Below are 555 nucleotides of genomic sequence, written 5' to 3'. Positions count from 1 at the left end.
TGGTAATCAGGCAATACAGAAAAACTTGTCGCGGGTAACACCGACTCAAGCTCTAAAGGCTTTGCATTACGCTCGCCAAAAACGAGCAGAGCTGAACCAATAACACGCGCATTATGGAATGCGATCAATATTCGTCCATATGCATCTTGCTCGAGTGCAAATCGCGCAATTGGCTCGTCTTTATCGCAGAGTCCCAGCCTTGCATATGACTTACGGCGAAGCTTTAAAACCGCTTCGTATTCTGCCTGTGTTTCAACAAAACGATACTGAACGAAATTCTGGACATGATTTGCCTCTATTCCAGAAAGAGAAATTTCTTGAGGCGTTTTTTGAGCAAAGTGAAAACAGTGTTGCGATAATTCTCGTTGAGCACTCGGTGAAAACTCATCCACGGCAATAAAACAACGAATCAAATTCTCTTCGGTTAGGCCAATATTACTCACCGTACCAAAGACCTTTTGTAAGCCGTGAACTGTCCCCAAACTAAATTCCACTCGCATACCATCGAAAAGAGTGAAGTCAGAATTAATATTTGAAGCGACAAAACCATGAAGC

1 protein-coding gene is annotated in these 555 nt (G+C 42.9%); it reads right to left on the bottom strand.

Annotation, left to right across the window (positions count from 1 at the left end; genetic code table 11):
* The coding region (locus A3738_RS20790; RefSeq protein ID WP_197473942.1) for a hypothetical protein at window positions 1-555 on the bottom strand (555 nt) is incomplete at both ends.

It is taken from the genome of Oleiphilus sp. HI0066 (genome assembly GCF_001635725.1).
Note: the sequence above shows the minus strand (reverse complement) of the source record. Positions and strands in the feature narration are given on the sequence as shown.